This window comes from Pectinatus sottacetonis, assembly GCF_015732155.1.
Lineage (GTDB): Bacteria > Bacillota > Negativicutes > Selenomonadales > Selenomonadaceae > Pectinatus > Pectinatus sottacetonis.
Map to the genome: position 1 here is coordinate 2,082,779 of NZ_WIQK01000001.1, position 19,907 is coordinate 2,102,685.

23 protein-coding genes are annotated in these 19,907 nt (G+C 37.2%); 16 read left to right on the forward strand and 7 right to left on the reverse strand.

Annotated elements, in window-relative coordinates; all coding sequences use genetic code 11:
• Window positions 1–3 precede the first annotated feature (3 nt).
• The 6 genes from I6760_RS09755 to rbsK form a co-directional block, all read right to left on the reverse strand.
• Window positions 4–1,269: a M20 family metallopeptidase gene (locus I6760_RS09755; protein WP_196594242.1), complete on the reverse strand. Its 1,266-nt coding sequence runs from the start codon at window positions 1,267–1,269 to the stop codon at window positions 4–6.
• Window positions 1,262–2,083 carry an energy-coupling factor ABC transporter ATP-binding protein gene (locus tag I6760_RS09760; protein WP_196594243.1) on the reverse strand — a complete coding sequence of 274 codons (822 nt, stop codon included), beginning with the start codon at window positions 2,081–2,083 and terminating at the stop codon, window positions 1,262–1,264. Before I6760_RS09760 ends, I6760_RS09755 begins: the two co-directional genes overlap by 8 nt.
• The gene (locus I6760_RS09765; RefSeq protein WP_196594244.1) at window positions 2,067–2,930 is read right to left on the reverse strand and encodes an energy-coupling factor ABC transporter ATP-binding protein; all 864 of its coding nucleotides are present in this window, start codon (window positions 2,928–2,930) and stop codon (window positions 2,067–2,069) included. The genes I6760_RS09760 and I6760_RS09765 overlap by 17 nt, the downstream gene beginning before the upstream one ends.
• On the reverse strand, window positions 2,918–3,721 hold the full coding sequence (locus I6760_RS09770) for an energy-coupling factor transporter transmembrane component T family protein (RefSeq protein ID WP_196594245.1): 804 nt from the start codon (window positions 3,719–3,721) through the stop codon (window positions 2,918–2,920). The genes I6760_RS09765 and I6760_RS09770 overlap by 13 nt, the downstream gene beginning before the upstream one ends.
• A gap of 75 nt (window positions 3,722–3,796) precedes the next feature.
• Window positions 3,797–4,369, reverse strand: coding sequence for a hypothetical protein (locus I6760_RS09775; RefSeq protein WP_196594246.1), 573 nt, complete (start codon window positions 4,367–4,369; stop codon window positions 3,797–3,799).
• A 200-nt stretch (window positions 4,370–4,569) separates the two neighbouring features.
• Window positions 4,570–5,505, reverse strand: a complete 936-nt coding sequence (gene rbsK / locus I6760_RS09780; protein WP_196594247.1) for a ribokinase — start codon at window positions 5,503–5,505, stop codon at window positions 4,570–4,572.
• A gap of 278 nt (window positions 5,506–5,783) precedes the next feature.
• Here rbsK and I6760_RS09785 point away from each other — a divergent pair, with 278 nt between their 5' ends.
• The 10 genes from I6760_RS09785 to I6760_RS09830 all read left to right on the forward strand — a co-directional run bounded on the left by I6760_RS09785 (window position 5,784) and on the right by I6760_RS09830 (window position 13,939).
• On the forward strand, window positions 5,784–6,554 hold the full coding sequence (locus tag I6760_RS09785; protein WP_196594248.1) for an IclR family transcriptional regulator: 771 nt from the start codon (window positions 5,784–5,786) through the stop codon (window positions 6,552–6,554).
• Between the two features lie 276 nt (window positions 6,555–6,830).
• On the forward strand, window positions 6,831–8,120 hold the full coding sequence (locus tag I6760_RS09790) for an MFS transporter (protein ID WP_231036223.1): 1,290 nt from the start codon (window positions 6,831–6,833) through the stop codon (window positions 8,118–8,120).
• Between the two features lie 24 nt (window positions 8,121–8,144).
• Window positions 8,145–9,533 (forward strand): dihydroorotase, encoded by a 1,389-nt coding sequence (locus I6760_RS09795; protein ID WP_196594249.1) that lies wholly within the window; start codon window positions 8,145–8,147, stop codon window positions 9,531–9,533.
• Window positions 9,534–9,577: 44 nt separating this feature from the next.
• Window positions 9,578–10,246, forward strand: coding sequence for a hypothetical protein (locus I6760_RS09800; protein WP_196594250.1), 669 nt, complete (start codon window positions 9,578–9,580; stop codon window positions 10,244–10,246).
• A gap of 165 nt (window positions 10,247–10,411) precedes the next feature.
• Window positions 10,412–11,176, forward strand: coding sequence for a dihydroorotate dehydrogenase electron transfer subunit (locus tag I6760_RS09805; RefSeq protein WP_231036224.1), 765 nt, complete (start codon window positions 10,412–10,414; stop codon window positions 11,174–11,176).
• Window positions 11,176–12,102 carry a dihydroorotate dehydrogenase gene (locus I6760_RS09810; protein WP_196594251.1) on the forward strand — a complete coding sequence of 309 codons (927 nt, stop codon included), beginning with the start codon at window positions 11,176–11,178 and terminating at the stop codon, window positions 12,100–12,102. The genes I6760_RS09805 and I6760_RS09810 overlap by 1 nt, the downstream gene beginning before the upstream one ends.
• Window positions 12,103–12,579: 477 nt before the next feature.
• On the forward strand, window positions 12,580–12,804 hold the full coding sequence (locus tag I6760_RS09815; protein ID WP_196594252.1) for a DUF1659 domain-containing protein: 225 nt from the start codon (window positions 12,580–12,582) through the stop codon (window positions 12,802–12,804).
• Between the two features lie 30 nt (window positions 12,805–12,834).
• Entirely contained in the window at window positions 12,835–13,050 is a 216-nt protein-coding gene (locus tag I6760_RS09820; protein ID WP_196594253.1) for a DUF2922 domain-containing protein, read from the forward strand.
• 379 nt (window positions 13,051–13,429) lie between these two features.
• Window positions 13,430–13,678, forward strand: coding sequence for a type II toxin-antitoxin system Phd/YefM family antitoxin (locus tag I6760_RS09825; RefSeq protein ID WP_196594254.1), 249 nt, complete (start codon window positions 13,430–13,432; stop codon window positions 13,676–13,678).
• The gene (locus I6760_RS09830) at window positions 13,679–13,939 is read left to right on the forward strand and encodes a Txe/YoeB family addiction module toxin (RefSeq protein WP_196594255.1); all 261 of its coding nucleotides are present in this window, start codon (window positions 13,679–13,681) and stop codon (window positions 13,937–13,939) included.
• Between the two features lie 407 nt (window positions 13,940–14,346).
• Here the strand turns inward: I6760_RS09830 and I6760_RS09835 are convergent, their stop codons facing one another.
• On the reverse strand, window positions 14,347–14,694 hold the full coding sequence (locus I6760_RS09835) for a DUF2292 domain-containing protein (RefSeq protein WP_196594256.1): 348 nt from the start codon (window positions 14,692–14,694) through the stop codon (window positions 14,347–14,349).
• 315 nt (window positions 14,695–15,009) lie between these two features.
• Between I6760_RS09835 and I6760_RS12865 the strand changes: the two genes are divergently transcribed.
• The 6 genes from I6760_RS12865 to I6760_RS09860 all read left to right on the forward strand — a co-directional run bounded on the left by I6760_RS12865 (window position 15,010) and on the right by I6760_RS09860 (window position 19,732).
• Window positions 15,010–15,141 carry a ubiquitin family protein gene (locus I6760_RS12865; RefSeq protein ID WP_269140279.1) on the forward strand — a complete coding sequence of 44 codons (132 nt, stop codon included), beginning with the start codon at window positions 15,010–15,012 and terminating at the stop codon, window positions 15,139–15,141.
• A 570-nt stretch (window positions 15,142–15,711) separates the two neighbouring features.
• The gene (tnpB, locus tag I6760_RS09840; protein WP_196594257.1) at window positions 15,712–16,821 is read left to right on the forward strand and encodes an IS200/IS605 family element RNA-guided endonuclease TnpB; all 1,110 of its coding nucleotides are present in this window, start codon (window positions 15,712–15,714) and stop codon (window positions 16,819–16,821) included.
• A gap of 124 nt (window positions 16,822–16,945) precedes the next feature.
• A complete protein-coding gene (locus tag I6760_RS09845) occupies window positions 16,946–17,401 on the forward strand; it encodes a M67 family metallopeptidase (protein WP_231036226.1) in 456 nt (151 codons plus the stop codon).
• On the forward strand, window positions 17,401–18,264 hold the full coding sequence (locus I6760_RS09850; protein WP_196594258.1) for a 4Fe-4S binding protein: 864 nt from the start codon (window positions 17,401–17,403) through the stop codon (window positions 18,262–18,264). The genes I6760_RS09845 and I6760_RS09850 overlap by 1 nt, the downstream gene beginning before the upstream one ends.
• Complete coding sequence (locus tag I6760_RS09855; RefSeq protein ID WP_231036228.1) at window positions 18,261–18,506, forward strand: sulfurtransferase TusA family protein; 246 nt, start codon at window positions 18,261–18,263, stop codon at window positions 18,504–18,506. Before I6760_RS09850 ends, I6760_RS09855 begins: the two co-directional genes overlap by 4 nt.
• Window positions 18,503–19,732, forward strand: a complete 1,230-nt coding sequence (locus tag I6760_RS09860; protein ID WP_196594259.1) for an O-acetylhomoserine aminocarboxypropyltransferase/cysteine synthase family protein — start codon at window positions 18,503–18,505, stop codon at window positions 19,730–19,732. The genes I6760_RS09855 and I6760_RS09860 overlap by 4 nt, the downstream gene beginning before the upstream one ends.
• Window positions 19,733–19,907 lie beyond the last annotated feature (175 nt).

A 19,907-nucleotide genomic window follows, 5' to 3' on the forward strand; every position in this document is an offset into this window, starting at 1 on the left:
CCCTTAGCTGCACCAATCTAAAATTAAATTGGCATAAATTTTTATAGCATCCAAATATTGGTTTATTTCTACGTATTCATTGACAGAGTGGCATTGTTCAAGTCTGCCGGGACCGTATTGTAAAGTAGGACATTTGGCAATGTTATGCCATGAACGTGAATCACATCCAGCTGGTGAGCCTACTATTTTTGCAGGATGGTGCATGGCTTTTTGGTAGGCATTTTGAAAGCTGCCAACAAGGGGATGGGTTAAATCCATCTCAAAGGGGCTGCCGGTTTGGTATATACTTATTTTTGGTTTGTGGTCTTTCAGCCATTCATCACCAGCGCTGCGTATCATTATGGCATTGGTGTATTCTGCTGCGACTTGTTCATAGGTCATGCCGGGTTGATAATGGACACAAGTTTGAAAACAGCAATAATCAGGTACAGTGGAACCGGCTTCTCCGCCTGATATCATACCTATGTTCCCGGAAGGCGGTGGCAGCAGAGGATGTTTGTATTTTAAAAGCCAGCTGTGTTCCAGTTCGTTTACGGCCTCGATTATTTTTATGGCTTTTTCAATGGCATTTATACCCTTGTTTTTTAAACCGGAATGTACGGCGATACCTTCAAATTCTACTTTGAAAAATATCCAGCCCATGTGGGCGGCGATAAGTTCGTAATTAGTCGGTTCACAGACTATAACGGCATCAGCTTTCTGTCCAGAAGCAGCAGCGATGATAGAACCATTGCCGCCCCCTTCTTCATCACAGACTGAAGTGATTTTTACTGTGCCGGGTAAGGTGAAACCGGCATCTTTTATTAGTTCAACGGCCATTATTGAAGCCATAAGGCCAGCTTTCATGTCACAGGCACCTACACCGTATATTTTGTTATCATTGATGGTACCTTGAAAAGGATCATAGCGCCATGCGTTTTTATTTCCTACGGGCATGGTGTCAATATGCCCGTTGAAAAGCAGTGTCTTGCCACTGCCTCCCTTAAATTGAGCATAAAGATTATAGCGGTCTTTGTAATCATGGGCAGGATTTCCTTCGTGGTATTTCTGTCGACATTTGGTGATAACTTCTTCGGTAAGCGGTTCTCGGACAATATCGGAAGCTCCCATGTTATTAAACAATTTTTCCAGGTATTCCTGGCCGTTTTTTTCTAGTCCGCCGTTAAGTCCATGGTCTATATCATGGGTATCACATTTTATGAGGTTGATAAGGTTTTTTATATATTTCTTTTTATTTTTTTCTAAAGCAGCTGTCAAGATGTTATTCATTATGGTACTCCTTAGAGTCCTTCTGCAAAAAATTTACTAAATCACTGCGGAAGATAATGGAATCATTTATGTTAAGTTTTTTTGTTATCTGGCCTATTTGTGGCCGGCTTATGCAGCTTTTTTTTATTATTTCATCATTTTGGAAGATGTTTTCGGGTGTATTATCAGCAATGATATGTTTATCTGCCATGACAATGATTCTTTGGAATGTCTCAATTACGAAATCCATATCATGGGTTATGACGATAACGGCAACGCCGGCTGTATGAAGGTGGCTGATTATATTTTTCAGTATTTGGATGCGTTTATAATCCTGTCCGGCGGTGGGTTCATCTAAAATTATATATTTGGGTTTTGTTGCCATGACTGCTGCAATAGTTACGAATTTGCGGATGGAGTAGGGAATGTCAAAAGGGTTAGCATTTTTATATTCTCCTAGTTCGGTCAGGGTTAGGACTTCATCAACACATTTATTAATTTTATTTTTTTCTATTTTAAAATAACGCGGCATATATTCTATTTCATTGATAACACTTTGGTTGAATATCTGGTCATCAGGATTTTGAAATACATATCCTGCGAGCCTGGCTATTTGTGCGGTAGTTTTTTCTTTTGTATTGATACCGTCAATTGTTACACTGCCTATAGAAGGTTTATAAAGACCGTTCATTAGTTTTGCGGCTGTGGTTTTGCCGGCGCCATTTTGTCCTATTATAGCGACACGTTCACCGCTGTTAATGACAAGATTAAGATTTTTATTGGCTGTAAAGCCGTTGGGATAGGAGAAAGAAACATTTTCAAATTTTATTGCCATTAATACACCACCTCTTTTTTATAAGTTCACAGCAATCGGCAGTTGTTATGGGAATACGTTCTAAAGGCAGGTCAAGTTTTTTTAAATCATGTCCCAGTAAAGCTGCTTCGGGCGGTTTTATGCCATGCTGATAAATTGTGATATCGGAGAGGATTTCCTGTGCTGTACCAGTTTTTACCAGCTGACCATTATCTATTATCAATATTTCATTGGAATATTCTGCTATCATGTTTATTTTATGTTCAACTAAAATAATGGTCTTTCCCTGTTGTTTTAATTTATTTATTATGGAAAAAATAGCGGCTGTTCCATCTGGATCAAGCTGTGATGTCGGTTCGTCTATAACAAGGACATCTGGTTCCATTACGATAATGGAGGCAAAGGCAACTTTCTGCCGCTGCCCACCAGATAAGGCCGAAGGATCTTTCTGTGCCAGGTCGGTAATTTTTAGCAATTCTAATATATTTATGACGCGATTTATTATCTGTGCAGGAGGAATCCCAAGGTTTTCCAGACCTAAAGCTACTTCTTCAAAAACAGTTTTTTTAATGCCGCTTATTTGAGTGAATGGATTTTGAAAAACATAGCCGATAGTGATGGAAAGCTCATCAATATTTATATCTTCAAGGCTTTGTCCGTCAAATAATATGCGGCCGGACAATTTACCTTTATAAAAATTGGGGATGAGGCCGCGCAGTAAGCTGCAAATAGTTGTTTTACCGCTGCCATTTGCCCCGATTATTCCATAAAATTTTCCCTTGGTAAAAGTAAAGGAAATATTGTCGAGTGCTTTTTTGGTAGTAAGTGGATAATAGTAACTGATGTTTTTTAGTTCTATTTTATCCATGTAGTGATCCTCCATGCTAAAATAATAATAAAAGCTAGATCAAATAAAATTACAAGCAGGTGCTCGGATAATGGAATGCGGCGTAGTGTTACCAGACTTGTATGCCTGCCCGGGGCAGAAAATGCCCGGGCATCCATGGCGATGCTTTTTTCTTCGGCTCCGGCAATTGCACTGAGAACAAGGGGGCCTAATATAGGAATAAAAGCTTTGGCTCTTTGCAGAAAATTTCCCTCGGTTTCGATACCGCGGCATTTTTGCGAATCCATGATTGTAATTGCTGATTTACCCAGATCATTTATCATTTGAAAAGCAGATAAAATTATATAAGAAAAAATGTGTGACATGCCATGTTTTTCCAGCATGTAGACAAGGTCAGACATATCAGTGGTTTTCATGAACAAGATGAAAGCACCGCTGAACTCCATGACGAGAGCTGCCGATATAAGACCGAGAGCAATACCTTCATTAGTAACATGGATGCCGCCAAACTGAAAAAGGATTTTTGTGCCGCTGGTGAAAGCCGCCCGGACAAGAAACAGCAGGCTGGCAAAAAAAACAACAATTTTCCAGTATATAGAAATGAATCCTTTAAACTTACGGGCAGCGGCAGCTAGTAATATATATACCAGAGAAAGAGCAAAAGCATAGTAATAGTTAAATATTACAAAAGCAGATGCAGCCGTTACAAATAATATATTAGCTTTGCTCAGGGGATTCATATCAAGTATAAAATTGTTTTTGTGTTTAGGTTTTAGATAGTCATAGGCAAATTGCCATTCCAGTTTTTTCACCTTCTTTTTAGATTGAGAAAATTTTGTTGCCTGTAAGTGTGCTGTTTTCATATAGGATTTGGTGTGTTGGGGAATTTATTTTACAAAAAAATCGCCCATTGGTAATTTTACGAGGAAATGGGAAGGCATGCTTTTTATGATAAAATAACATACTAATACACTTAAAACTTTATCGACAAGGCCAAAACAGAAAGAACTTATGGCAACAGCAATTGGCGTTGAAAATCCCATAGCCATAAGGCCGGCAGCAACTACGCTGTTACCAGTTCCCACAAAACCGCCAAATATTATAACATCCATGGGGACGGCTATAGCAGTGGTGACAACGGCAACAATTATACCTAAAAGGAGTGCTTTAGGAAATGTAGCAAAAAAATGTCTTTTAGCAAAGAATGAAGCAATAAACGCCATGGCAAAACCGACAATCATATATGGTAAAATAGTCGGTAATGAAATAGCATTTATTATTTGTGTAATACAGGCAACAATAAGTCCCGGAATTAAGCCACAGATAGCACCGATTAAAATGGTTCCGATGGCATCCAGCCAGATTGGCAGTTTTAATAAAATAACGATTTGTCCGCCAACAATGTTAACAGCAATTCCCACTGGAATAAGAAAAACTGTTAATTTACCTAATTTTCCCATAATGATACCTCTCTTTAAATAATAATATATAATTATATATAATAATCTCATGATAAAACGTTTTATCATGAAAAAATAACATGCTAAATATATTTTTACAAAAAAGATAAAACGTTTTATCTAATAAAATATTTTAATAAATGATTAACAGTTTGTCAATATTATATTTTATGGTATTCGTCATATAAACAAAATATTATTTATTTTTTAATACTAAAAGCATTGTTTTTATAATTAATGACTTCGTTTAGACTAGGAATGGAGCTTTGTGCCCCTTTTCTGGTAACAACTATGGCAGCTGTTTTTGTGGCAAAATTTACAGCTTGTATTATATTGGGTGATTTAGTCAATGAAACAGCAATGGCTGCTGTAAAGCTGTCGCCGGCAGCTGTAGAATCAATGGCTTTTACTTTTAAGGCAGGAAAATGGTGGAAAGTATTTTTTTCAATGAGATAGGCACCGTGGCTGCCAAAAGTGGTTATAACGCTATTTACACCCATATTTAATAATTTTTGGGCAGCTTTTTTTATGTCTGTTTCCGAATTTACAGGCATATCTGTCAGAAATGAAAGCTCAGTTTCATTGGGTTTTATTATATCTATTTTAGCCATTATTTCCTGAGAAAAGTTTTTCACTGCCGGGGCAGGATCTAGAATAATTATTTTTCCTTTTGCTTTGGCTGTGGTGATGGCGTGATAGACTGTTTTTAGGGGAATTTCAAGCTGAATAACTACAATGTCGCAGTCATTGATTTTATCTTCATTTTCGTCGATCCAATCACAGGTTAATGCGTTATTGGCACCGGGTATTACAATGATGCTGTTTTCCCCTGTATTATTTATGGCTATGAAAGCTTTTCCTGTTTCCTCTTTAGTATCTATTTTTATACCAGATGTTTTTACATTTGCTTTTTTTAGATTATTCAGCAATTTTTTGCCATATATATCGTTCCCTATAGAACCAATCATTGATACTTCTGCTCCTAATTTACCGGCAGTATATGCCTGGTTTGCACCTTTACCGCCGGGAATAAGGCTGAGGGTTTCACCTGTAACTGTTTCACCTTCTGCTGGTATTCTGGCAGTATGGATAGCAAAGTCCATATTTAGGCTACCGATGATTAATATTTTTTTCATTTTATCAGATCCTCTTTAGTTTTTTTTAGAATAACAAAGTTTTAATATTGTGTCAATTTAAATTTTATTGCTAATTTTAGTGCCTTTTCTATAATTTATATATAGATAGTCTGCTGTTAGGCTGTGTATACTTATTTATTTTTGTGGGGAAGGTGTTAATGTTGTTTGGTTTAGCGGAGGTATTAAAATGGATGTTTTCATTTTTGCTAAAAGTTGTGTTATAATATGTAAAAATATAAGTCCATAAGTTAATAAATATGCAATGATGAGGGATTTTTATGGAATGGATGGATCGTTTTGTAAAAGTAATGAATGTTTTATCGTCGAAGCAGTATTGCCGCGGCGCGGGAATTACTGCTTTGTCGGAAGAAACGGAAATCAGTAAAAGTACGCTGCATCGGATGCTGCAGGATATGATTGATCATAATTTGGTTATTCAGCAATCTGACACGAAAAAATATGAGCTGGGGCCGCTGTCGATGATATGGGGCAGTAATTTTATCAAGGGACAGAATGTGGCACAGATTCTGGGAAAATACTGTAATGTTTTAGCTAAGAAGACAAATTTGTATTCTTTTTTATGTCGGTTTTCTGCTGAACAGGTTTATTGTATAGTAACTCGCCAGCCTTTACAGGAAGCTCATACCTATTTTGTGGGTATCGGGCAGATAATGCCATGGCATTGTTCTGCTTGTGCTAAGGCTATACTTGCTTATCAGCCGCCCCAGTTCATTGACAGGGTTTTGCCGCAGAATGAAAAATTGTATACAAAGTATACTGTAGCTGATCCTGCTGTGTTAAAAGAACAGTTAAAAAAAGTACGCCAGGATCATATTGCATGGTGTCGGCAGGAAATGGAGGTAAATATATCGGCGATGGCTGTGCCGGTATTTTTAGCGAATCATAAGGCTGTATTCAGTTTGAGTATTGTCGGCAGTAATGATTATATTATGGATAATGAAGAATATTTGAAGAAGATACTGTTAGCGGTGGGGGAAGAAGCAAGTCGTGATATATCTTTGGCAGGTACATTGACGGCTATGACATGATAAATAATGATTTTGTAAAAATACTATTGACAAATATCAGATGATTATTTATTATAATAGCTAAGAACAATTATTTGAATACAAAAAGACACATGCAATGGTGCATATTAATTAATATATGTAGGTTTCGTGTGCCTTTTTTTTATTTTCATTTAATGGAATTATGTTCCACTTAGAGGAATACAATAGGAGGAGATAAGTAAAATAAAGAGAAATAATAGGGGATTATTACTTGTGGAGAATATGGCGTAAGTTAATTTTAAAGGAGGAAGTTTTATGCAGGCAGAAATGAGTCACAGAGAGGGAGAAAGGGGACAACACATAAAAACACTTATAGGCGCTGTCCTAGGGTATGCGGCTGACGGGCTGGATGTGTTTTTATTATCATTTGTTTTAATTTTTATTATAAAGGATTTTGGCCTTACTACGGCACAGGCTGGTGATCTTACATTAGCTACTACGATCGGTATGTGGGTAGGTTCATATATTTTTGGTTATTTGGCAGATAAATATGGCAGGACTAAGACTTTATCAGCTTCGATAATTTTGTATGCAGTAGGTACCGGATTAATATATTTTGTTAATAGTTATTCAGTATTGCTTACATTGCGTTTTTTGATTGGATTGGGTATTGGCGGTGAATTTGGTATAGGTATGGCTATGGTAACGGAAACTTGGTCGGCAAAGATGCGGGCAAGAGCTACTTCATGGGTAGCACTTGGCTGGCAAGGCGGCGTACTTATTGCTGCTATTGTTCCGGCAACGATTGTGCCTTTATTCGGCTGGCGAGCAGTATTTCTTGTTGGTTTGGTGCCGGCACTTATTGCCGTTTATGTTCGTATGCATTTGAAGGAACCACTTTTATGGCAGAAGAGAAATCAAAGACAAAAAGAACTGGAAGCAAAGAAAGAACAAAATACACTTTCTGCTGCTGAAGAAAAGGAATATTTTCATATTGCGGGAATGCCATTGAAAAAACTTTTTTCAAGTTCCCGAATCACGGTTACAACTATCGGGCTTACGGTTATGTGTCTGGTACAGAATTTTGGTTATTATGCTATTTTTAGCTGGATGCCTACTATTTTATCACAGAAATATGGTTATACGCTGGCTAAGACAAGCGGTTGGATGATTATTTCTATTGCTGGAATGATTGTTGGTATAACATTGTTTGGACTATTAGCAGATAAGATAGGCCGAAAGAAAACTTTTGCTTTGTGGTATATTTGTGGGACGATTTACTGTTTGATTTATTTTTTCTTGTTTACAAGTCAGACCAGTCTGATGTGGGGGAGCTTCCTTTTAGGCTTTACTGTTAATGGCATGATGGGTGGTTACGGTGCGGTAATTGCAGAAAATTATCCATCGGAAGCACGCTCGACCGCAGAAAATCTTATTTTTGGAACAGGCAGGGGACTGGCTGGCTTTGGCCCGGCTATTATTGGTTATCTGGCGGCTGGTGCCAGCCTGATGAGTGCAATGAGTCTCGTTTTTATAATTTATCCTATTGCTTTGGTATGTATGCTGCTGATGATTCCGGAAACAAAGGGAATAGATATAGAATAATTTAAAGATAAAAGAAGGTATATTATGTATGATTTAATGATAAAAAATGGAAAGGTCGTTGACGGCAGGGAAATAAGAGAAACTAATATTTATGTTAAGGACGGCAGGTTTGCGAAGGTTACGACGGCAGATCTGCCGTCGCAGCATATTGAAGATGCTGATGGAGCATATATTATTCCCGGATGCATAGATCCACACTGTCATTTTCGTGATCCAGGGGCTACTTATAAAGAGGATTTTAAGCATGGAACTACAGGAGCGGCAGTTGGTGGTATAACAACGGTTTTTGACATGCCTAATACGAATCCGGCGGTTTTAGATGAAAAGAGTTTTTTATATAAGAAGGATTATTTTGCGGATAAGGCTTTTGTCGATTATGGACTATGGGGATTATCACTGGGAGATATAAATCTTGCCAAGTTGAAGGAAATAAAAAAAGCTGGCGGTGTTGGTATAAAGTTTTTTTGGGGATATGCTATAAATAAAGCTACGAATGCGCTTGTTTATAATTATGTACCGGGAGAAGAAGGTGTGATCCCGCCGCTTGACGATGGTGAAGTTTACCAAATTTTTGAAGAAATTGCTAAAAATGATCAACTACTGGCAATACATGCTGAAAATAATGAACTTATCAGTATGCTTACCAAGCGGATAAAAGACAGCGGCAGAAATGATTATGCAGCTTTACTGGAAGCACGGCCGGATCTGGCAGAAGGGCTTACTATACAGACAGCTATTGCTTTTTCCCAGGCAACAGGAGCGCATCTGCATGTTTTACATGTTACTTCTAAAATGGGAGTAGAAATGATACGTAAGGCTAAAGCGGAAAAAATAAATGTTACGGCAGAAACTTGTACACATTATTTATTTTTATCTGATAAGGATTATGGTAAGATAGGAGCAGGGATAAAAGTTTATCCGCCAATAAAGCATGAATATGACAGAAAGGCTCTTTGGGAAGGACTGCGTGATGGGACGATAGATTATGTTTCTTCTGATCATGCGCCGCATGCAGTCAGAGAGAAACAAGGTGGTTTGTTTGATATTCCATCAGGCATGTGCGGTGTGGAAACAACGTTGCCGCTGATGCTTAATGAAGTAAGCAAGGGACATATGACTCTGCCATTTTTGGTGCGGGTGTTGGCAGAAAATGCTGCACGGCTTTATAATATAGATTATTGTAAAGGTTTCATAAAAGAAGGCTGTGATGCTGATTTTGTTATTCTGGATATGAATAAGAAGCAGAAAATACTAAATGAAAAGCTTCACAGTAAAGAACCTTTTACACCCTTTAATGGTTTTGAAACAACGGGCTGGCCGCAGAAGACTTTTCTGCGCGGCAGACTTATTGCACAGAATGGGGAACCGGTATCGCCGCAGGCATTGGGTAAATTTTTATCTGTTAAAATGTAAAAAAGTGTATTTTGGAGGGAGGAAATGGCGTTTAGCCGCTTGCTATGATGAATTTATTAGTGGTAAATCCTACGAGTAATAAGCTTCTGGATAATAAGATTTATGACAGGGCTATTTATTCGGCGAAGATAACAGCAAGAAATAGTGAAGATCATACAAATATATCGGTTATTAATTTAGCAGAAGGACCAAATGATTTTGCGGGCAGTTCTTTAGAAACTATACCGGAACTGCTTCTGGATATGTTAAGCCCGATAACTGATGTTTATGATGGTATTGTGGTAGCACACAGTAGTGATATCGGGGTGGGATTTCTGCAGGAAAAATTAAGCAGAAATATTGTTGGTACAGGTTTTTCAGGAATATACACGGCGTTGTCATTAGGAAGTAATATAGGATTTTTTGTTAATGCTGCTGAACTGGGAGTGATCAAGACTACTATCGGTCTGTATGAAAAGAAATTTTCGTGTAATATAAAGTTTTTGCCTGTAGATGTTAATGAAGGTGAAGATAAAATGTTTTTTCATATGAAGATGCAGGCTGATAAGGCTTTGGCTGCCGGGACAATAGATACTTTTGTCATCGGAGATGTAAATATGAGTTTTGCCATGAAACAGTTATTTGCGCAGTACCAGCTGCCGGTTATTGACGGGATAATGTCGGCTGTATCGGTGCTGGAAAATATCGTATTCAATAAGAAATGGCTCAGATGATTTATACAGTGCCTGGTGTTTGGCATTATGATGATTAAAATTACTGGTGTTTATTCTGTGTTTATTTAGGATATTATTTAAAGCTGGATTGTGGTAGGGAAATAGGCAGATCTGTGTTAGGTGATATGATGTGAATATAGCATATAATAACAGAGGAGAGATTTTTTGAAAAAATTTGTTTTGACGGGGCAGGTAGTAAATAATAAGCAAATAAGCAATGGTATTTATCATATGGCTGTCCATGCTCCTCAGATAGCAGAAGCTGCCCAGCCGGGACAGTTCCTGCATGTGAAAAAACCGGATGGGGCTAATTTCCTGCGACGGCCTCTGGGTGTTGCTGATGTAGATAAAAGTCAGGGAACGGTTGGCATCATGTATCGTATACTAGGGAAAGGAACAACAGAATTTTCCCGGATGGCGGCTGGTGATGAACTGAGTATAGTTGGTCCTATTGGTAATGGATTTGTTCTTAAGGATGGTCAGCCGCTGATAGTCGGCGGCGGTATGGGAATGGCACCGCTTATTTATCTTGCAGATATGCTGAAGGATAAAAAGCCGATCGTGTTAATTGGCGGCAGAAATAAGGATGAAATATTCTGGCAGGAATATATGAAAAAATTTACGGACAGGATATATGTTACAACTGATGATGGCTCGGCAGGAGTTAAGGGTTTTACAACAACATTGCTGCCGCAGCTTTTACAGAAAAACGTTGTAGATGATATTTATACCTGTGGCCCTGATATTATGATGCGGGGAATTGCGAAAATTGCTTATGAATATGGTAAAACCTGTCAGGTTTCGCTGGAAAAACGTATGGCCTGCGGCATTGGTGTATGTCTGGGCTGTACTTTTCCCGGGAAGCAGAGTGGACGGCGGCGTAAAGTTTGTACGGAAGGGCCTGTTTTCCCGGCTGAGGAGGTTTTTTAATGGAGAAGAAAAAGATTTCACTGGCTGTGGATATTGGAAAACTGCATTTAAAAAATCCGGTGATGGGAGCTTCGGGAACTTTCGGTTTTGGCAGGGAATATGAAGATTTTCTTGATGTCAATGAGATTGGTGCTATTGTTACGAAGGGAATAACGCCGCTTCCCCGGGCGGGAAATCCCGGAGTACGCATAGCGGAAACACCGTCGGGAATGCTGAATAGTATTGGCTTGGAAAATCCGGGACTGGATGTTTTCATAAAAGAAATACTGCCTGAGATTAAACATTATGATACACCGGTCATTGTAAATATATCCGCCGGTACAGTAGAAGATTACGCTAAGATGGCATATGCTCTTGATATTGACGGAGTCGATGCCTTGGAAGTAAATATTTCCTGCCCTAATGTTAAGGAAGGCGGTATCGTTTTTGGTACTGACCCTAAGTCGGCGGCAGCAGTTACTAAGGCTGTAAAGGGACATACTAAGAAAACTGTTATTGTCAAACTATCTCCTAATGTGACTGATATAGCAGTAATGGCAAAGGCTGTGGAAAATGCTGGAGCGGATGCTGTTTCACTCATAAATACACTTACTGGTATGGCAATAGATATAAATAAGAGGACGGTTTTACTGGGAAATGTTACGGGAGGACTTTCAGGCCCGGCAGTAAAGCCTGTTGCCTTGCGTATGGTATGGCAAGTGGCACAGGCGGTAAAAATTCCTATTATCGGTATGGGCGGAATAGCAAATGGAGAAGATGCAGTGGAATTTTTACTGGCAGGTGCTAGTGCTGTGGCAGTCGGAGCATATAATTTTATTGATCCGGCAGCAGTGAAGCATGCAGCAGATGGAATAGAAGCTTATATGGAAAGTAATGGTATATGTAATTTGCTGGAAATTATCGGCAAAGTCAAAGTACAGGGCTGATAATAATATGTATTGAAAACTCTATAGTGCAGAAAAATAAAAGGTCAGGACCATGTTTTACAATTGGTTTTGACCTTTTATTTTTTAGGAATTTTATTAAATTAGTATTGTAGTAAAAATAAAAAATAACTATAGTCAGTAGCCTTAACCTTATATGAATGCCGCTAAACCTGTAATTGCAATATAGGTTTAGCGGCATTTTTGTTATACTAGTTAATCGCTTAACTTTTGTCCGCCCTTAGAAGGGAGGGGAACCGCTTTAGCGGTGGCGGGTTGCATTCTGCCATCTATCTATAGGATAAGTACGATAGTATAGACTGCTGAATACATTTTTTACAACGAAGGTTTCCAAATATTGTTTTCGGCTAAGAATATATAAGAATATAAAAATAAATACAAAAAATAAAAAAAGTTTAAAATTTAAGTTGTATTTTTTGTTACTTAGGGCATGTATATAAGTGAAAGGAGGAATGCAGCATGGCAGTAACAAAGACAGACCAAAGTACTAAGCTTATAGTCAATGTACAGACAGGTGTAGATGCTAATGGTAAAGCTAAATATGGGCAGCGTAATTTTGCTTCCATCAATCCAGGCGTATCTGATGATGTTCTTTTAAGTACAGGAAAAGCTTTAGGTACTTTACAGTCACATCAGCTCGGCACTATTATGCGTCAGGATGAATGTACTTTAAGTGAAGCGTGATTGTGACCGGGGCAGCAGGGAGGTGAAAATATGGCTGTAACTAAAAAGCTTCAGATGGTATTTGCTTTAGCGGATGGGAAGAAACTGACATATAGTCTGCCTGATCCTAAAGATGATATCACAAAAGATGGTGTAGATGCAGTAATGAATGAAATGATCGCTAAAAATGTTATTGTAAAAGGCGGTGCTGCTGCATCTAAAATTGCTGAAACTTCTATAAGGACAACTGAAACTGTTGCATTATAAAAGTTTTGGGGAAAGATTAATCCTATGCCTAAAGACAGTGGATTATAGAGTACGAAGAACCTTGCCGGCAAAATGCCAGTTATGAGTTTTCTCAACTATATCTTATCTTTTACTCCGAGAAGAAGATTTTAGCTTTTTCTCGGAGTATATTTATGTTGGAGCGTTACAATCAACTGGACAGATTTTATAAGATCATGTAAAAATAGAATACAAGAAATCGAAAGGAAGATTTACATGACAAGCAGACGCGAAAAAAGAGAATTTACAAATGATTTTAAAGAATAAATGGTAAATTTATTCAATAATTAAAGTTTAATCTTTATATAATGTATTGACGTACGCTATTAAGTACGTTATAATATCTGTAGAGGTGATTATTATGCTAACAGCTAATGCTTCAAAATTCAGGAAGAATTTATATGGTACTCTTGAACAAGTTGCAAAATATAATCAAGTAGCAACAGTAAATACTAAAGATGGCGATGTTGTAATGATTAGTGCGGATGATTACAATAATTTAATGGAAACACTCTATATATCATCAGTCCCTGGACTAAAACAGGATTTATTAAAAGCAAAAAATGCACCGGATTCAGACTTTGTTAGCGAAGATGAGGTCGAATGGTAAGTGTATAAGATTCTATATCATAAGAAAACTGTTAAGGATATTCAAAAGCTAAAAGATGCTAATTTAGATAAAAAGGCAAAAAACATAATCGAAGTCATAAAAGAAAATCCTTTCCAGAATCCACCGCCGTATGAAAAGCTGGTAGGCGATTTAACCGGTTTTTATTCCAGGCGTATTAACGTACAGCATCGATTAGTTTATGATGTTGATGAAGAAAAAAAAATAGTTAAAATATATCGCATGTGGACGCATTATGAATAATATATTCAATATAGAAATTTTGAAACCGGGCATAATTGTTCAGTTCCATTTTATATGATAGTTAATAATGATGAATTAGAGAGTTCTCCAAGTTTTGTGTAAATGCTAAAAGTTAATATAAATTTAATAGTAATATATTTGAATGGCATCGCTTATAAAAGTGATGCCATTTAAATATTTCTGCTTGAAAGGTGTTCTTCAAAATAGATATTTTCTAAGCCGCCTATGCGGCGGATAATTTTTGATTGATTAGTTATTTATAAAAACTGTATTACAATGGTCCTATGTCAAGATTTAGTACAAAATAAAATGAGAAGTGTTTCATGTATAGGATTTTCTTATTTTGGCTTGTACTATTTTTATTCTAATACTAATCTGTGAAGAAAATGTTTGTGTTTGGCAGTTTTTTATATGCCTTCTCCATCCATACCAGTAAATTCCTGGAAACGGTGTTTTTCGGTTTTTTCAACCTGTACGACACGTCCTGATTTTATTACTATAACGATATTGCCAAATTCAAGGTTTTTAAGTTGTTCCTGGATTTTATTATAAACAGGCGTATAATTTACAGGTTTCGTATTTTTATGGTGCTGTTCGTATTTATTAAAGTCAGATAAACGTATTTTTTCATTCCTGACAATTTGCATTAAGCAGGAATTTTGTATTATTAAAGTTATTTCTCCGTGAAATATTTCTTTTAATAAATTGGTTATGATATTTATCTTTTTTGCATCCAGTTCTAATGTTTTAATCATATCTTTCCGTCCTTTTATTAATCATATATTACATATAAAGTATGATTGTGCAATATCAACTATTATATTCATATATTTATTGGATGTCAAATGTTTATAAATTTTATATGTGCCAGGCATTAAAAATAGATGATATATATTAATATTAGGAGAAGTTTTTGAGAAAATAATTTATTGACAGCTTGGTGTACTAATGGTATTCTATAGCTATTATATTTGATGTTGACTGATTAGAAAACTAAAGGTCAAGATAAGCAGATTTTGATGTCTGTTTGTCTTGGCCTTTTTGTTTATTTATCTGGGAGGATGATACGTGTGAATATTACAGTAAATGGAGAAAATTTTGTTTTGGAAAGAAAGGTCAATGTTATTGAATTATTAGAAGTTACAAAGGCGCAGACGCCTGAATATGTAACAGTGCAGATAAATAATGAAATTATTGATTAAATGGGAGCCGCACACTCGTGACTTCAGTCAGAGTTAGGCAACCAAACTAGTCAGTATGTATAGAAATATGCATATAGAGATTGGCAAAGACCAATCCAATACTGCCTGAAATGCTGGAAACTCCTAAAGACAGCATAGCCACAACGCTAAGATGAAACAAGCTCAAACGTGACGGCGACGAAAGTAAAAAAAATATGCTGTATGGTGCAAGGTTAAACCCTAAACACTAAGAAAATGGACAATCAGCAGGAAAGCTCCGAACAGGAGAATCCCCAACGACTATTCCTCTTGAGGGAAGTACAGCCAAGCGGCTGGAAGTGGGCAGACCTTAACGGATAATGCCGAAGGACAAGATATAGTCTGTGCTTTATGGAAACATAAAGGAGTTCATAAGAGAACCGCATGGGAAGCAGCGAGCCCGTGTGAACGACACCTCCCCCATACGACTAAAAAAGAACTTACGACTCTTATATATGTTACTGCAAAGAACTTGCTTTTCTAAAGCCTGCATGTTAAGTTTAAAATAATCAGGCAATAATCTTGTAAAGATAAAAAGAAAAGTGAGCAATCATGGAAAAAGCCTTCAAATTTAGGATATACCCCAACAAAACACAAGAACTACTGCTGCAAAAAACATTTGGCTGCGTAAGATATGTTTTTAATCACTATCTCGACATGCGAATCAAAGCATACAATAATGATAAAACCACACTTACCTATACCAAATGTTCCAGTAATTTAACGCAGTTGAAAAAAGAAAACACCTGGTTAAAAGAACCAGATAAATGTTCCTTACAAAACGCGTTAAAAGACCTCGATACAGCTTACCAGAACTTCTTTAAACATAAAAAAGTTGGCTTTCCTAAATTCAAGACCAAAAAAAACAGGCATAAATCCTACAAAACAAACTTTACCAATAGCAACATTGAATTTCTGGGAACAAAAATAAAACTTCCCAAACTAGGTAAAGTAAAAATAAGAGATAAGCAAGTACCGCAGGGCAGAATCTTAAACGCAGTAATATCACAAACCCCTGATGGTAAATACTTTGTATCCCTATGCTGTACAGAAATAGAAAAACCTGTTTTTAATCGTACTGACAACTATGTCGGTATCGACCTTGGCCTAAAAGAATTTGCAATCACCTCCGATGGTGATAAACATCCCCATCACAAATACCTGAAACAGTCACTACGAAAACTTGCCAAACTGCAAAAAAGCTTGTCCCGAAAAACAAAGGACAGCTCAAACAGGAACAAAGCAAGAATCAAAGTAGCAAGGCTGCAGGCACGTATTGCAAATCAGCGAAAAGATATGCTGCATAAACTATCTCATAAACTTATAGAAAACTACGATGTTATCTGCTTAGAAGACTTACAAATAAATAACATGCTGAAAAACCACAAACTTGCCCGAAGTATTATAGATGCCAGCTGGTCAGAATTTACCCGCCAGCTAAAATATAAAGCTCAGTGGTATGGCAAAGAAATAGTACAAATAGACAAATTCTATCCATCAAGCCAGCTGTGCCATAATTGTGGTTACCAGAACAAAGAAATAAAAGACCTTACTATAAGAAAATGGGAATGTCCTAACTGTAAAGCCCAGCATGACAGAGATATAAATGCCGCCATAAACATTCGCAATGAAGGACTAAGAATATTAAACATAACAGCGTAATAACATATATAAGAACCGTAGGAACTACGGGGATAGCCTGTGGAGATAATGTAAGACGTGCTTTTGGCGCAACTATCTATGAAGCAGGAACCCCGCGACTTTAGTCGTGGGAGGTTCAGCGATTATGAACAGGCAAAATGTGAGGCTAAAGGGTGATGAAATGATTTTTTTAAAACAAAGTGATTACGATGAAATAGTCAGATATGCCGAAAAAAATTTACCGGAGGAAAGCTGTGGTCTTTTGGGAGGAATAGCTGATAGTGATAAGTTTTGGGTTAAAAAAGTATATTTTTTGACAAATACCGATCACAATAGTGAACATTTTTCTATGAAGCCAGAGGAGCAGTTTAGTGCTGTTAGGGATATGCGTAAATTTGGTTGGAAGCTGCTGGGAAATTTTCATAGTCATCCGTTATCACCAGCTCATCCGTCACAAGAGGATAAAAGACTTGCGTTTGATCCAGATGTAAGTTATCTGATTTTATCATTGGCACAGAAAAAACCGGAATTGAAAAGTTTTAGAATAAAAGAAAAAACTGTGCATGAAGAGAAAGTTGAAATATTGCAGGAGGAAAGTTAATGGGAGAGGTAGATTATAGGGAATTAAAAAAGGGCGGATTTATGCGCCAGATACAAAAAAATAATTTTTCAATGCGTTTGAAATCAGTGGGTGGGCATTTAACGGCAGTTCAGTTAGATGTTATCCAGAAGGTGGCTGAAAAATATGGACAGGGATATGTTCATTTGACTTCACGACAGGGAGTGGAGATCCCTTTTATAAATATAGACAAAATAGAGGAAGTAAAAAAGCAGCTGGCAAAGGGAGGCGTGTCTGTTGGGGCTTGTGGTCCCAGAGTGCGGACTATTACAGCGTGCCAGGGAAACAGCATATGTCCTTCAGGTCTTATAAATACTACTTCTGTAGCGAAAGTTCTTGATGATAGATATGGTGGCAGGGAGCTGCCACATAAATTTAAATTTGGGGTAACAGGTTGTTGCAATAACTGTCTGAAGGCAGAAGAGAATGATATAGGGATAAAGGGAGGCATGAAACCGCGTTGGGAAAAAAATGATTGCTGTTTTTGCGGGTTATGTGAGGTTGTTTGTCCAGTTAATGCAGTTAAGATTAATAAGACCAGACAGAAACTTACTATAGATGAGGAAAAATGTGTATATTGCGGTAAATGTGTCAAGGTATGTCCTGCCGCAGCATGGCAGGGAGAAAGTGGATTTATTATTTCTTTTGGTGGTTTATATGGAAATAGAATAACTGTGGGAAAGCGGTTGCTACCGATTATTTTTTCTTCTGTTGTTTTATATAAGGTAATTGATACAGCCTTAGAATTTTTTGCTCAGCATGCTAAAAAAGGGGAACGGTTTGCCAATATGCTGGATCGGGTAGGTTGGGATCTGTTGGAAAAGGAGATAAGACAGGTATTATGAAGAAAAAAGCAGATGCTGTTGTGGATATAACGGATGTTGTATGTCCGGTAACTTTTGTAAAGGCGAAAATGAGTATTGAAGATATGGCTGATGGTCAGGTTTTAGCAGTGCGAATGAATGAAGGAGAGCCCTTGCTAAATGTACCGCGTAGTTTTAAGGAGGAAGGGCATAAGGTTGTAGAAGTTTGTAATAATAATGATGGAACCTATACAGTTTTGGTGGAAAAGAGTGCGCTGGTATGAAATTTGCAACGAAACTTTTACATGCAGGGACGGCAGGTTATGGTGAATATGGCAGTACCACTCTGCCTATTTGTCAGACAACGGCATTTAAACATGATACTGCTGAAGAGATGGAAGCAATATTTACGGGGGAAAAAGCTGGATTTGTGTATTCTCGTGTTAATAATCCTACTGTTAGTGCATTTGAACGCAGATTAGCAGAATTGGAAGAGGGGAAAAGCGCAGCTGCCTGTTCTTCTGGAATGGCAGCTATTTCATTAGCGGTGCTTAATATTGTGAAAAGCGGAGATGAGATAATCTCTGGCAGTGGTATTTTTGGCGGAACATATTCTTTTTTCGGCGGGCTTTATAGATATGGTATAAAAACTGTTTACCCCAGACATAGTACGGCTGAATGTTTTGAAAAATATATTACTGATAAAACACGGTTGATCTTTATTGAAGCAATAGGAAATCCTAAGCTGGATGTTCCTGATATTGTCCAAATAGCTGCGTTTGCCCACAAGTATGGGCTGCCACTGATGGTAGATAGTACGTCAGTTACGCCTTACTTAATGCAGGCAATTAATTATGGTGCGGATATTGTAATACATTCAACTTCAAAGTTTATTAATGGTGGAGGTAATTCCATAGGCGGGATCATTATAGATAGTGGCAGATTTGTCTGGGAACGAGAGAAATATCCGTTGTTTAAAAATTTTTCTAAATTCGGATCATTTTGTTATATGGCGAAACTGCGGGCAGAACAGCTAAAAGATTATGGCAGTTGTATGGCTCCTTTAAATGCTTATTTGACAAATACGGGGCTGGATACTCTTGCTGTTAGAATGGACAGGATATGTGATAATGCGAATAAGTTGGCAAGGTATTTGAAAATATGTGATAAAGTGCAAAATGTTAATTATCCAGGACTGACAGATCATCCTGATTATGAAACAGCAAAAAAACAATTTGGCGGCAGATATGGTGCAATATTGACGATAAGAGTCGGCACTAAGGAAAAGGCTTTTTCTTTTATTAATAATCTTAAATATGTGTTTAATGCTGCTAATATAGGTGATTCTAAGACTTTAGTAATTCATCCGGCTTCTACAATTTATGCGGCAGATAGTGATGAACAGAAAGTTGCTGCCGGTATATATGATGATTTGGTAAGAATTTGTGTAGGTCTTGAAGATATTGACGATATCCAGGCAGATTTTGGGCAGGCACTGAATAAAATATAATCAAGTAGAAGAAATTAATTAATTGAATATTAATCTACTTGATTATATTTAATACCACAGGTATCTATTAAATACAGCCCGTCACTACTTTTTTATAAGCGGTGGCGGGCTGTATTTTACGGGATAAGAATATTTAGTGTGTTATATAATTTTCTATTTAAATAAATCTTTTATC

Excerpts from the sequence above, each read along its gene's own strand:
- I6760_RS09755 (WP_196594242.1), bottom strand. The coding sequence starts at position 1,269 with ATGAATAACATCTTGACAGCTGCTTTAGAAAAAAATAAAAAGAAATAT.
- I6760_RS09760 (WP_196594243.1), bottom strand. The coding sequence starts at position 2,083 with ATGGCAATAAAATTTGAAAATGTTTCTTTCTCCTATCCCAACGGCTTT.
- I6760_RS09765 (WP_196594244.1), bottom strand. The coding sequence starts at position 2,930 with ATGGATAAAATAGAACTAAAAAACATCAGTTACTATTATCCACTTACT.
- I6760_RS09775 (WP_196594246.1), bottom strand. The coding sequence starts at position 4,369 with ATGGGAAAATTAGGTAAATTAACAGTTTTTCTTATTCCAGTGGGAATT.
- rbsK (WP_196594247.1), bottom strand. The coding sequence starts at position 5,505 with ATGAAAAAAATATTAATCATCGGTAGCCTAAATATGGACTTTGCTATC.
- I6760_RS09785 (WP_196594248.1), top strand. The coding sequence starts at position 5,784 with ATGGAATGGATGGATCGTTTTGTAAAAGTAATGAATGTTTTATCGTCG.
- I6760_RS09790 (WP_231036223.1), top strand. The coding sequence starts at position 6,831 with ATGCAGGCAGAAATGAGTCACAGAGAGGGAGAAAGGGGACAACACATA.
- I6760_RS09795 (WP_196594249.1), top strand. The coding sequence starts at position 8,145 with ATGTATGATTTAATGATAAAAAATGGAAAGGTCGTTGACGGCAGGGAA.
- I6760_RS09800 (WP_196594250.1), top strand. The coding sequence starts at position 9,578 with ATGATGAATTTATTAGTGGTAAATCCTACGAGTAATAAGCTTCTGGAT.
- I6760_RS09810 (WP_196594251.1), top strand. The coding sequence starts at position 11,176 with ATGGAGAAGAAAAAGATTTCACTGGCTGTGGATATTGGAAAACTGCAT.
- I6760_RS09815 (WP_196594252.1), top strand. The coding sequence starts at position 12,580 with ATGGCAGTAACAAAGACAGACCAAAGTACTAAGCTTATAGTCAATGTA.
- I6760_RS09820 (WP_196594253.1), top strand. The coding sequence starts at position 12,835 with ATGGCTGTAACTAAAAAGCTTCAGATGGTATTTGCTTTAGCGGATGGG.
- I6760_RS09825 (WP_196594254.1), top strand. The coding sequence starts at position 13,430 with ATGCTAACAGCTAATGCTTCAAAATTCAGGAAGAATTTATATGGTACT.
- I6760_RS09835 (WP_196594256.1), bottom strand. The coding sequence starts at position 14,694 with ATGATTAAAACATTAGAACTGGATGCAAAAAAGATAAATATCATAACC.
- tnpB (WP_196594257.1), top strand. The coding sequence starts at position 15,712 with ATGGAAAAAGCCTTCAAATTTAGGATATACCCCAACAAAACACAAGAA.
- I6760_RS09845 (WP_231036226.1), top strand. The coding sequence starts at position 16,946 with ATGAACAGGCAAAATGTGAGGCTAAAGGGTGATGAAATGATTTTTTTA.
- I6760_RS09850 (WP_196594258.1), top strand. The coding sequence starts at position 17,401 with ATGGGAGAGGTAGATTATAGGGAATTAAAAAAGGGCGGATTTATGCGC.
- I6760_RS09855 (WP_231036228.1), top strand. The coding sequence starts at position 18,261 with ATGAAGAAAAAAGCAGATGCTGTTGTGGATATAACGGATGTTGTATGT.
- I6760_RS09860 (WP_196594259.1), top strand. The coding sequence starts at position 18,503 with ATGAAATTTGCAACGAAACTTTTACATGCAGGGACGGCAGGTTATGGT.